This window comes from Desulfovibrio biadhensis (assembly GCF_055388615.1).
Genome location: NZ_AP042477.1, coordinates 2778615 through 2790813 on the forward strand (window position 1 = coordinate 2778615; position 12199 = coordinate 2790813).

Sequence of the window (12199 nt, forward strand, 5' to 3'; positions counted from 1 at the left end):
GCGCCCGTTTTTTATGGTGCTGCTTGCACAAACGCGAGCAGGACATGGCAGCGAGTATTTGCTGCTTGCTTTGAAAAAATATGACTGGAATAGTCTGGAAAAGTGGGTTGTACAGTGCGAATGTCAATATGTTCAGAAGGTTGTCTTGATTCGGGGAGGAGAAAATAAAAACGATTTTGATATTGACAATGAGATTCATTTTCAATAAAAGTGCTTCAAACAATCGAGGAGATCGAGAATGAAACCTTCAGTCGTTCGCGCTGCTCTTGAAGCGCTTTTGAAAGCAAAACAGCCCACATTTATATGGGGCGCCCCTGGAGTGGGAAAAAGTCAGGTTGTCGCCCAGATTGCGCGAGCTCATGGGCTCGAGCTTGTCGATATACGCGCCGTTCTGTTGGACCCCGTGGACCTGCGGGGTGTGCCCACCGTCAATGAACGTGGCGAGACCGTTTGGCGCGCGCCTTCTTTTCTCCCCCGCGAAGGGCGCGGCATTTTGTTTCTGGATGAATTGAACACAGCGCCCCCTTTGGTGCAGGCCGCGTGTTACCAGCTTATTCTTGACCGTAAGCTCGGTGAATATGAACTGCCGGAAGGGTGGAGCATCGTGGCGGCCGGAAACAGGGAGACCGACAGGGCTGTGACCCACAGGATGCCCTCCGCCTTGGCAAACCGGATGGTTCATTTGGAATTCGAGCCCGACCTTGAGGATTGGCTTGCATGGGCTGCTGAGCAGGGCATTGATCCGAAAATAAGAGCTTTTTTGCGTTTTCGCCCTGCTTTGCTGCATGCTTTTGACCCCAAGCGGGATGAGAAGGCGTTTCCTTCACCCCGTTCCTGGGAATTCGCCTCCAGAATCATGACGGTGACGCCGGACCGCGAAACCTTGCAGTTTTTGCTTAAGGGGGCGATAGGCGCTGGCGCCGCTGCCGAGTGCATGGAATTTTTGCGCATCTGCGAGCGTATTCCATCCGCCGAAGCCATTCTCGCCGATCCGCACGGGGTGGATATTCCTGATGACCCGGCGGTGGTCATGGCCATGTGCGAGTCTCTGGCGCGCGAAGCCTCCAACGATACCATGCCCAGTCTGGCGGAATTGGCCGGCCGGCTGCCGGTGGAGTTTGGTGTGTTGCTCATGCGAGACGCGGCCTCGGTTGATCCGGCCATCGTGGAAACCGAAGCCTTCCAGGGGTGGGCCTGCGCCAACAGCGACGTGCTGGTGTAGCGTTGGAGTATCCCATGGATCAGAGCGCACGCGATATCATGATAAAGGCCAGGAGCGAGCTGGTGCTGGAGCACCCATTTTTTGCCTGCCTTGCTCTTCGCCTTGAGTTCCGGGAGGATGCGGGGTGCCATAGCGCCTGGACCGACGGGCGCGTGGTGGGGTACAACCCCGCATTCATCCGGGCTCTGCCCCTTGCCAAGGTAAAGGGCGTGCTCTGCCATGAAGTCACTCATTTAGCCTGTCTGCACCATACTCGCCGCAAAGGGCGTGACAAAAAGGTCTGGAACAAGGCCTGCGACTACGCCATCAATCCCATTCTTGCCCAGGCCGGCATTGATCTGCCCGCCGGCTATCTGGAAGCGCCCGAATATGCAGGCAAAAGTGCTGACGCCATCTATGCCTCTCTGGTGAATAGAAATGAGGACGCCTGGGAAGGCATAGACACGGGCGCCAATGATGCGGTGCAGGAAGTGAGCACCCAGGACGGCGCAGGGGGCGGCAGCGAAGGTGGGCGGGACGATACGCAGGAAACGCCGGCAGGCGCGCAGAATGGAGAAGATGCTCCCAGGACAATGACCGAGGCGGCCGGCGCCGCCGCCGAAAGTGACGACGCGGAAGAATCTCCCGACGCTACCGAAGGGGGCGACGACCCCGGCATGACCGGCGAGATACGTGATTTCAGCGGTGACGCCGAAGGTGGCGACGGCGATGCAACAAGCCTGGAAGAAGAGTCCTGGAACGCTGCCTTGGCCCAGGCCCTCAGCAAGTCCCGAGAAGCGGGCACATTGCCGGCGGCTCTGGAACGTCTGGTGAGCGAAATGTGCGCCCCTGTTCTGGGGGGGAAGGAGATTTTGCGGCGATTCTTGGAAGATACTGCGCGCAACGATTTTTCCTGGACGCGGCCAAACCGCCGCTACCTCCATGCCGGGCTGTATCTTCCTGGCCACATGAGCCAGGAGCTCGCAGAAGTCGCGGTTGCCGTGGATGTTTCCGGCAGCATCGGTCAGGCAGAGCTGGACAGCTTTGCAGCCGAGCTTTCCGCACTTTTGGAGGAATTTGACGCGTCCGTCACAGTGTTCACCTGCGATGCCGCGGTGAGTTCCGAACAGCGTCTGAATCGGTGGGACCTTCCCTTGCAGTTTGCCGCAAAAGGAGGGGGCGGCACCAGCTTCCGCCCGCCTTTCGAACGGCTGGAAGAAGAAGGCGTATCACCAGCGTGCATGATATATTTTACTGATTTGCAGAGTAATAGCTTTCCCGAAGAACCGGCGTATCCGGTGCTGTGGGTTTCCCCCTCCATCCTTGCCACAGCATCGGATGCGCTCCCGCCTTTTGGCGAAGTTGTTGCCATGGAGGCACGGTAATGAACATTGAATGGGACATCACCAAGGCTCGGGGGAATTTTCGCCCTGTGCTGCGGTACACCATCAGCCTGACAGAGTTTGAAAAGAATCTGGGCATGCCTGCGGTGCGCGTTGCCAGCACCATCCCCAAACCTCCTGAAACGGGGTGGACCCATTGCTGGCCGGAACAAAACGAGCGAGCCGCCTGGACCCCTGAGGAGTGCTATGCGTTGCAAACACCCTCGCACAAAAAGGAGAAACTGACTGAGAGATTGCATCTGCCCTGGCGGGAAGACAACGAGTACCCCGAGGTGGAAGCTTCATTCACAGCCCTGCGCGATGCCTTTGAGCAGGCGCTTGCCCAAGCATCGAAAAGCCTGCCCATGCATGTGACGGGGCGGTTGGAAACATCGCTGGGCGCTAAAAAGGCCGTGGCCCCTGCTGCGGCAGCGGAAAAGATCCTCCAGGTGGTCAAACGTCAGGCCGGTTGACTGAACAGGGCGCACGCCCAATAGTCTGAAAGTATATCCACGGGCCCGACCGAAAAGGCTCGCCCGATACGATAAAAAATTGTCTCGCTCCCTCGGTTCGCCGTGGACGGGGCCACTCCGCCAGGCCCCGTTCACGGCTTAAATTTTTTGTCAGGATTCTCGTCTTTTTCCGTAATTTTATTGGCCTCATTCAGAATGTCATACAAAGCATCTATGATGGGGGTATACGGAATTGCTTTGGTTAACAGAAGGACTGCTTCACCAGTTATTTTTTTGCCAAGCAATTGCTGGAATATGTCGTTCCATGGTCCAATTCTCCTCAGGAAACCGTCCTTGAGAGCAATTTTGATTTCGTTGTTATCTTTTACAATCATGCCTTCAGAAACATCATCGGAATCGAACATCAACGACGGCTTGTAAAGATATTGAAAGTATTCGGGCATGGCTTTTTCAGGAAAACCAAAAAGCAATGGACCACGTTCTGAACTGGGAAGAAGCAGACCATGCTTTATAAGGGGTTTGATTAGTTCTCCTCCGCGTTTTCTTTTTACACCAAGAATTTCATATGCCTCCCCGCGGGAGATTTTACCACTTCTGAAAATGCTGCACATCAATCGAGTAATATTCGGGTTCTTTAATGTATGGGAGAGGTCTTTGGCGTCTTCCATGTAATGAGACATTTCAGGAAGCTTTTTAGTGAAGTAATGTTCGATTCGATTTTCCATAGTCGTTATATTCAATAAGCGCCCTATGAATTGGATTTGGTCCAGGCATTGATCCAGACAAAACATAATGAAGTCCGCCAGGCTTTCATCCGTAAAACTGTCCGCGTCCTGCAAGTTGACCTGGTATGCGAACTGGTTTTGTTTCTCTCTGGAAAAAGCACGGGACAAGGACCATAAATTACATTGATTGACGCCAATATAGGCCATGGCTGCTGTCGTATGCAGTCGTGTCATACGGCCATTTCCATCTCTGAACGGATGCAGCCAGGTTAAACGGTGGTGTGAGCTTAAAATCGCGAGCAGTCTGTCATCACCGTGGTTATTATTGGGCGAGTAAAGATGCAGGATTTTAGTATAGAGTTCGGGCACAAACTCGGCGTCAGGGCCTAGTTGGTGGATGCCATCGACAGAGACAACTTTGTCTCGGAACTGCCCAGGCATCACTTTGTGTTTAGTGAATCCACCGTTTGTATGGCAGTGTTGATGTTCTGGTGGTAGCTCGTTATAAAAATGCTTATGCAGGAGGGGTAAAAATACAGTATCAAAGGGATTCAGCTCGTTCCCTTTTACCAACTCCATCATCTTTTTTTCAGTTCTTACATGCGCGGCGCATAGTTGTTGATTGTAGCGCCCATGATCTTCAGGTCTGAATGTTCCGTCGAGTGCTTTTCGTATATCCAAGATGCCGGTTTTATGTCCCTCAATGCGGTTTGAGTGGTAGGAATTGAGAAGGCGTAGCTGTTCACCAAGGTTTTCGGCAGTTTCCGGTGCAATGCTTCCTTCCAGACGAGCACTGTCGGCAATAACCTGAGTTGCCATATCCTTGAGCAGGCCAATGTTATCGGTGGGAATAACACGTTTGATTTGCTCAAAATGATCCATTGGCTATGCTCCTGGTACAATGAATAGGAAACATGTGTTAGAAACAAATATTATCCATTCTTCACAGAATGATAATCGATGATTTCAGCCTTTTCAATGAGTAAATGGAAACATGTTGATGAAACATAAGTTGCAATGGAAAAAAGGGGAGAAACGGTGGCCGTTTCTCCCCTTTTATTAGAAGTGTTGCAAGTTGCTGTTACGCAGGTTGCGGCGAAGCCACAGGCTGCTTCAGCGCCCTGGCTTTTGCTTTTTTTCGGCTTTTGGCGCGGCGCTCCACCATACGGCGGTATTCAAAGAGCACGGCGCCAAGGATGGTCAGCACGATGAATATCACGGCAAGGGCGTTCATGGATGGGCTGATGAACACCCGCAACTTGGTGCCGATATAAATGGGGAGCGTCTGCTCGAAGCCGATGGCGAACAGCGTGGTATTGTAGTTCTCGAAGCTTTGCATGAATGCAAGCGCCATGGAGGAGATCAGCGCAGGCTTCAGAAATGGGATGGTCACCTTCCAGAATACCTGCTGGTGCGAGGCGCCGAGATCAAAGGCGGCTTCTTCCTGCGTTTTATCGAAACGCTGAAAACGGGACATGATCAGCAGCATGCAGTAGGCGCTGATAAAAGTTGCGTGGGACATTATGGCCGTCCACAATCCGCCTGAGATGTAAAATACCCTGTCCCAGAAAAGAAAGGTGGATATACCCAGAATGATGCCGGGCGTCAGGATGGGCGAAACGAACAGCGCGTACAGGTAGTTCCGGGCTTTCAGGTGCAGACGTGTCAGGATCATTGCTGCGGAAAGACCAATGGGCACGGATATGCACACAACCGCCACGCCCACGATTATGCTGTTTTTCAGGGCGCTCCACATCTGCTCGTCTTTGAACAGCTCCCCAAACCAGTGCAGGGTAAAGCCTTCCCACGGCGTTACCTGCGGCAGATTGCTGGAGTTGAAAGCCACAATGGCCATGAAGACCAACGGCAGGAACAGATAGGTGAAGAACAGGACAAGGTACATGCCGCTGACCATGGACAGGATGTTCTTGGATGAGATCATCGGCTGAGCTCCTTCAGACTGACCTTGAAAAACTTGAGCATGATGAAGACGAAAACCAGGCACAGCACGGCGAGCACGGTGGCGTAAGCAGCGCCCTGGTTCCAGTTGGCTGTTTCAAAATTGGTGTAGATGAGCTCCGTGAACCAGAAGCTGCTGGGGCTGCCCAAAAGCTGTGGCGCTGCAATGGTGCCGGCACTGAGCATGAAGGTCATGATGCAGCCTACGGCTATGCCGGGCTTGGCGTGGGGGATGACGATCCGTTTGTGGATGCGCAGCCAGGAAGCGCCAAGGTCGCGCGCAGCGTCTATCTGGTTTCTGTCCAGGCTCTCCAGGGCGTTGTACAGCGGAAAGACCATGAAAAGCACATAAGCATAGGCCATACCTACGATGACGGCGCCGTTGCCGGCGCGAAAATTCAAGGGTTCGCCGATGATTCCCAGCCACATAAGAGCATGGTTCAGGATGCCGGAATCAGAAAGGATCAACTGCCAGGCAAAAAGCCGGAGCAACTCGTTGATCCAGTAGGGGATGATCAGCCCGATCATCAGCCAACCAACAGCCGCGCCCCTGGCCACTTTGGCTATATAGTAGGAGATGGGGTAGCAGATCAAAAGCGCGAAAAAGGTGACGATGAGGCTGGACCAGATCGTCTTCACAAAGATCAGCCTGTGCAGGGGGTTGCGGAACAAAAAAAGGTAGTTGTCCAGCGTCCACACGTCCTTTGGACCGCCGATATCTTTCAGTGCAAGCAAGGGGCGGAAGGAGTAATCCAGCATGATCAACTGTGGTACAGCTATCATCAGGAGCACCCAGACGCCCACGCAGAGGCTGATAGCCGTCAGGCCAACGCCGCCAAAGGTCTGCAGGGCCTGATTGTATACACTACGCATGGTCGCCCTCGCTTCGCGGCAATAAGAGGGCGTTTTTCGCGTCAAAAGTCACGTTTACGCTTTTTCCCTGGGTGAGGGCGAAGTCGTCTCCGCTGTTGTTCAGCCGCACCACCAGCTTGTCGCCAACGGTGTTTTTAAGCTGAATGTTGATGAACGCGCCCTCAAAGCTCCAGGTCTCCACATTGCACAGCATGGAGTTGTCGCCTGAATGGCCGTTGGCAAAGGCGATGCTCTCGGGGCGGACAAAGGCGACGGTGTCGGTGCCGGACGAAAGGCCAAAAGGATTGCGCCCCTTTATCAATCCGGCTGGAGTCTCCAGTGACGCGGCCTCTCCATCCACCTGCCGCAGCGTTCCTGTAAAAGTGTTGGTCTCGCCCACAAAGGAAGCCACAAAAGGAGTGGCGGGCTCGTTGTACACCACATCAGGCGTGCCTACCTGCTCTATGGCGCCTTTGCTCATCACCGCCACCCTGTCGGACATGGTCAGGGCTTCGGTCTGGTCGTGGGTAATGTAGATGAAGGTAACGCCAGTGCGGCGTTGGATTTTGCGCAGCTCGGCGCGCATGTGCTGCCTGAGTTTCAAATCCAGTGCGGAAAGCGGTTCGTCGAGCATCAGCACGCTTGGTTCCACGGCCAGAGCGCGGGCAATGGCCACGCGCTGCTTCTGCCCCCCGGAAAGATCGTCCACGCGCTTGTCACCCACCCCGGGAAGGTCGACCAGGTCCAGCAGGCTTTCCGCCTTTTTGCGTCGTTCGGACTTGGATATCCCGCGGACTTCGAGCCCGAAGCCGATGTTCTCGGCAACCGTCATCAAGGGAAAAAGGGCCAGGTTCTGGAAGATCATGGCGGTGTGGCGCTTGTTGGGGCCTATGCCGCGCATGTTTTCCCCGTTGATGCGTACTTCTCCTTCCGTGGGATCCAGAAATCCCGATACCAGTCGCAAAAGCGTTGTCTTTCCACAGCCGGAGGGGCCGAGAAAACTGAAGAACTCCCCCGCCTGAATGTGGATGTCTATGTTTCTGACCGCCCAGAACTCATCGAAACACATACCCACGTTGGCAAGTTGTACGTCCTGTCCCATGGTGCGCCTCCCGTCTGAAATCAAAAAACTGTATGGCTGTATTCGATTGCGCCGGCCGGAAATATTCCGGCCGGCGGAAAAGGAGACGACGTGTTATGCAGCCTGGTACTTGTCACGGTATTCGGTGCGCGCGGGCACGAACCAGGTGGGTTCGGAAACGTACCACCACAGGTTGTCCAGAGCGTCCGCGGGGTAGGCTTCCTGGAAATTCTTGCGGGTGGCCTCGTCCAGCAGGTCGCTGGCGCCCTTTACGACACTGTTGTACCCGGTGGCGTTGGCGACAACCGCGCCTGCTTCGGGGGTAAAGGCCCAGTTGATGAAGGCGTAGGCCTGCTCGAGGTTCTTGGCGTTCTTCACGATGCTGACGGAATCCACCCAGGTCATGGCGCCTTCTTTCGGAGCCATGAAGGAAACAGGCTTGCCTTCTTTCTTCATGGTCATGATGGGGCCGTCCCAGGTTTGTCCCACAACGCACCCGTTTTGCAGGAAGGCGAGTTGGTGATCCTGGGCGTTGTTCCAGAACATCTTCACATTCTTTTTCTTCTCGATCAGGAACTTGAGAATTTCGTCATAAATTTTGCGCATTTTAGCTTCGTCGGCGTAGGTGTCCATCATGCGGTTGGAGTCGATCTTGCCGATGGATTCGAGGTACAGACCGGTGCCGATGAACACCGAATGGGGGCGGCAGGTGACCTTGCCTACGTATTGATCTTCCCACATGGTGCCGTAGGAGAGTTTGCCGTACTCGGTCTGCAACTTGTCGGTGTTCCAGGCCATGGCCTCGGTGCCCCAGTCGTACGGGTAGCTGACGCGCTTGCCGTCTATGACGCCGCCCAGCTTGGCCGATTTTTCGTAGAAAGCTTTTTCCAGGTTGTTCAGATTGGGGATTTTGCTCTCGTCGATCTCGCGGTACAGGTCGTAGTCCATGTGCAGCTTCACTTCGGTGATGGAAGGCTGGGCAATGTCAAAGCCCTGCGCACGGGAGGCGCGAAGCTTGTTCATGCACTCCTGGTTGGTGCTGTAGTTGGTCACGTTGCATTTGATGCCGGTGTCCTTTTCAAAGGCGGCGATAACTTCGGGCTTGGAGTAGTCCGGCCAGGTGAAGAGATTGAGCTCGCCGGAAGAGGACATGGCGTCCTTGATGAACCAGGGTCCCACGCTGGCCGTGGCTAAAACAGCGGCCGCCGCGGTGCTTTTGATAAAATCTCTGCGCGTGATAGCGTTTTCTTTTTTCTCTTGTGCCGTGTTCTTGGGCTGCTGCGTCATGATCCGCTCCTTGATGATGGTTATTGGCTATGATGTGCCCCCGATGTGACGGGGGACTATGAAACCGGTGAGGAGTATGCCGCGATTTCCTGCTGCATCGCGTCCAACAGGGCAGCTATGGACGAAAAGGTGAACGTGCACCTGGTGTCCATGTCTTGAGTCAGCGCGTCAGCCGTGTCCGCCTCAGGCGCAAGGTTGATCCAGCAGGCATCCATGCCCGCAGCAACGGCCCCGGCAATGTCCGTGCGGGGATTGTCGCCTACCATCAGACAATCACTGGGGTGCAGCGCCAGTTCTTGAAGAACATGTTCGAACGCAAATGATGTCGGCTTGCCCGTCGTGATGGGGAAAACACCTGTCACGGCGCTGATGGCGGCAGTGAAAGCGCCTGTTTCAGGCACCCTTCTGCCCTTTGCAGTGGGGTGGTAGGTGTCTTCGTTGGTTGCATAGAACAGGGCGCCGCGTTCTATGTGCTGCACGCAGAGCACAAGACGTTCGTAGGAAAAACCGAGGTCACGCCCTACCACAAGACAGTCAGCCGTGTTTTGCTCCAGAGGGGTGATGGTGTGGCCGCATTTACCCAGTTGGTTGGCCAATGCCTGGGAACCGGCCACCGCAACAAACGTTTCGCCCATGATTTCCTTCAGGCGCTGTCCCAGCAGGGTGGAGGCCAGGTGCAACTCGTCACCGTCGGTTATGATGCCCATGTTCCAGAGCTTTGCAGCCAGGTGAGCAGGGCTGTGGGTGGAGTTGTTGCTTAAAAAACGAATCGTTTTGCCGCGTTCGCGCAGAAAACTGATAAGCTCTCCGGCTCCGGGGGCGGGTGTATTGCCAAAATGAAGGCACCCATCCAGATCAAAGACATAGCCAGCGTACTGCAATAGGCGTTTGGACATGACAGAAAGCCTCACGGATGTTGCGTCGTATGGAAGAACGGTTGACTCCATGCCTGGTTCCAGTTCCTGTCCATGATCTGAAACCGTGCGTATGTCGTGTCACCGGTGTTGAAATTCCATGAAAAAGAGGTGCCCACATGTTCGGCCAGCAGACGGCCGAAGCTGCCGATCACGCGTATGCGGGCTTCAGTTTCGCAAGCAATGTGGAGGGCATCGCCGTTACGGCCGATGTCTGAGAGCAGGGCGCCGGTAGTGCAGTAGAAATTGCCCTGTAAGATGGCGTGGAGAATGGATTCAGGATTCTTTTCCGCAGCACGGACCATGAGCCAGGCTTTGCCCACATCCGCTGCGGCATGGGAATCGTCTCCCGCAAAGCCGAGAAGTGGTATCCCCTCGGTCAGCAAACGGTCCCAGCGGCCTGTTGCGTCAGCTTCGCCTTCCTCCCATTCAAGCACTGCGTTGTAGATTTCCACCCCATGAATATGGCGCGCAAGCCTGCTGAGCGTGTGCTGGTCGTAGTGTTCTGGGTGCAGCCAATTGGGGTGGTTCGCAACCAGCAGCGCGCCGGTATCCTGAAGCGTTTGGCAGAGCAGGAAGGGGTCGCGGCAGGTCATTGCCTTGTCCAACAGGGAGACATCCGTAGCGTAAACGCCAATGTGATGGTTGTATGTCAGAGCCCTGTTGGCCATGTAGGCGCTGCGTGAATTCCACTCCAGCCCTGAGAGCATGACCAAATCTTCGTTTTGTGGCGTCGTTATCTTCATGTGTTCGGAAACACATAAGAAGCTGAACCCAGCAAGCTTGTATTCTCTGCATAGGGAGGTAAGAGGGATTGTGGAACATGGACTGAACGGCGTTGCATGGGCATGGAGAGAGCCTTTTAGCCATGAGCCTGCACATGAGGCATAGGGATTTCGCCAGTCAATGGCCATGGAAACCTCTTAATACGACTTTACTATTGCAGTAATAAAATCGTTTATGACATGGAATGGAAAGCGGGCATGGCTGCTGCGAATATGTGTAGCAGTACTCGCTGCAAAATATTAATTTTGATTCTTCACAGGCCATTAAAGTGTGATAATGACCTGTGAATCTTCTTGACTGTAAAAATAGATATTTTGTGTTACAATGTTGTTGTGAACAGGTAAAAGAATGGTGCTGGCCGTTTTTGCTGTACGTTCATAAATGTATTAAACATTGAAATTGCAAAAAAAGATGCACCCCTTTATTATTTCCAGTAGATGGATTCCTTAACGGCTGTAAGCAGCCCAGGTACATTTTCTGGAGCAAAATCACCTATGTTCCCGATCCTGAAGGTTTCGGCTCCTGTGACCTTGCCGGGATAAATGACATACCCCTTGTCCTTGAGCAGGGCATAAAAGCGTTTGAAATCAAAGTCGGGGTGTTCTGGATTCAAAAAGGACGTTATGATCGGGGAGTGCAGGGAGTCGGGCAGAAGGGTTGCAAAGCCCAAGGCCCGCATGCCGGCAACCAGTGTTCGCTGGTTTTCGCTGTAGCGGGCGTGGCGGGCGGATACGCCGCCTTCGCTGTCCAGTTCGTCAAGCGCTGTGGCAAAGGCGCGCACCACATGGGTGGGCGAGGTGAAGCGCCACTTGCCGCCCTTTGTCTCCATTTCACGCCACTGGTCATACGCATCCAAAGACAAGGAGCGGGCGCGTCCCTGGAGTTTTTCCATCTCGCTGCGCTTGGCCAGGATAAAGCCGAAGCCCGGTACGCCCTGAATGCATTTGTTGGCGCTGGAGATCAGAAAATCAGCCCCAATGGCGGCCATATCAAGAGGAATGCCGCCAAAGCTGGACATGGCGTCTACAATGTAGGTCCGGCCTGCGTTTTTGACCACTTCGCCCACCTGGGCGATGGGGTTCAGCATACCCGTGGTGGTTTCGCAGTGCACAACAGCCACGTGGGAGATGGCCGGGTCATTTTCCAGGGCGGATTTCAAGACGTTCAGGTTAATGGGGCCGGTCTCTCCGGTGTCATGCACTATATGTTCAATCTCCAGACGGCGGGCAATTTCCCCCATACGGTCGCCGTAATGCCCGTTGGCCAGCACCATGAGTCTGCCGTTCTTCGGCATGGCAGTGCCGATGCAGGATTCCACGGCAAAAGTGCCGCTGCCCTGCATAAGAACACTGGTGTAATTAGAGCTTGCCGATGCCAGCCTTTCCAGCCGTGCGCGTATGTCCTGCACAATTTCATTGTATTCCTTGTCCCATGTGCACCAGTCCTGAAACATGGCCGCACGAACGCCTTTTGTTGTGGAAAGGGGCCCAGGGGTAAGCAGGAAATACGGATTGTCGGGAATCAGGTTCTTGTCCATTG

At 54.4% G+C, this 12199-nt stretch carries 12 protein-coding genes; 4 read left to right on the forward strand and 8 right to left on the reverse strand.

Going from position 1 to position 12199, the window contains the following annotated elements:
- The first annotated feature begins 13 nt into the window (after positions 1-13).
- The 4 genes from ACZ5EH_RS12065 to ACZ5EH_RS12080 are packed head-to-tail and all read left to right on the forward strand — an operon-like array spanning position 14 to position 3056.
- A complete protein-coding gene (locus ACZ5EH_RS12065) occupies positions 14-208 on the forward strand; it encodes a hypothetical protein (RefSeq protein WP_464274131.1) in 195 nt (64 codons plus the stop codon).
- 30 nt (positions 209-238) lie between these two features.
- The gene (locus ACZ5EH_RS12070; RefSeq protein WP_464274132.1) at positions 239-1222 is read left to right on the forward strand and encodes an AAA family ATPase; all 984 of its coding nucleotides are present in this window, start codon (positions 239-241) and stop codon (positions 1220-1222) included.
- A 14-nt stretch (positions 1223-1236) separates the two neighbouring features.
- Positions 1237-2586, forward strand: a complete 1350-nt coding sequence (locus tag ACZ5EH_RS12075) for a vWA domain-containing protein (protein ID WP_464274133.1) — start codon at positions 1237-1239, stop codon at positions 2584-2586.
- Positions 2586-3056: a hypothetical protein gene (locus ACZ5EH_RS12080; RefSeq protein ID WP_464274134.1), complete on the forward strand. Its 471-nt coding sequence runs from the start codon at positions 2586-2588 to the stop codon at positions 3054-3056. The genes ACZ5EH_RS12075 and ACZ5EH_RS12080 overlap by 1 nt, the downstream gene beginning before the upstream one ends.
- A 131-nt stretch (positions 3057-3187) precedes the next feature.
- On the opposite strand, the gene ACZ5EH_RS12085 is transcribed toward ACZ5EH_RS12080, so the two are convergent.
- The 8 genes from ACZ5EH_RS12085 to phnW form a co-directional block, all read right to left on the reverse strand.
- Positions 3188-4663, reverse strand: a complete 1476-nt coding sequence (locus ACZ5EH_RS12085; RefSeq protein ID WP_464274135.1) for a Fic family protein — start codon at positions 4661-4663, stop codon at positions 3188-3190.
- Positions 4664-4862: 199 nt separating this feature from the next.
- Complete coding sequence (locus ACZ5EH_RS12090; protein WP_464274136.1) at positions 4863-5723, reverse strand: ABC transporter permease; 861 nt, start codon at positions 5721-5723, stop codon at positions 4863-4865.
- Positions 5720-6613 carry an ABC transporter permease gene (locus ACZ5EH_RS12095; protein ID WP_464274137.1) on the reverse strand — a complete coding sequence of 298 codons (894 nt, stop codon included), beginning with the start codon at positions 6611-6613 and terminating at the stop codon, positions 5720-5722. The genes ACZ5EH_RS12090 and ACZ5EH_RS12095 overlap by 4 nt, the downstream gene beginning before the upstream one ends.
- Positions 6606-7694: an ABC transporter ATP-binding protein gene (locus ACZ5EH_RS12100; RefSeq protein WP_464274138.1), complete on the reverse strand. Its 1089-nt coding sequence runs from the start codon at positions 7692-7694 to the stop codon at positions 6606-6608. The genes ACZ5EH_RS12095 and ACZ5EH_RS12100 overlap by 8 nt, the downstream gene beginning before the upstream one ends.
- Positions 7695-7787: 93 nt before the next feature.
- Positions 7788-8960, reverse strand: a complete 1173-nt coding sequence (locus ACZ5EH_RS12105) for an extracellular solute-binding protein (protein ID WP_464274139.1) — start codon at positions 8958-8960, stop codon at positions 7788-7790.
- A gap of 56 nt (positions 8961-9016) precedes the next feature.
- Entirely contained in the window at positions 9017-9907 is an 891-nt protein-coding gene (locus ACZ5EH_RS12110) for an HAD-IIA family hydrolase (RefSeq protein WP_464274140.1), read from the reverse strand.
- Entirely contained in the window at positions 9868-10620 is a 753-nt protein-coding gene (locus ACZ5EH_RS12115; RefSeq protein WP_464274141.1) for a PHP-associated domain-containing protein, read from the reverse strand. The genes ACZ5EH_RS12110 and ACZ5EH_RS12115 overlap by 40 nt, the downstream gene beginning before the upstream one ends.
- 464 nt (positions 10621-11084) lie before the next feature.
- Complete coding sequence (gene phnW / locus ACZ5EH_RS12120; protein ID WP_464274142.1) at positions 11085-12197, reverse strand: 2-aminoethylphosphonate--pyruvate transaminase; 1113 nt, start codon at positions 12195-12197, stop codon at positions 11085-11087.
- Between the last annotated feature and the right edge of the window lie 2 nt (positions 12198-12199).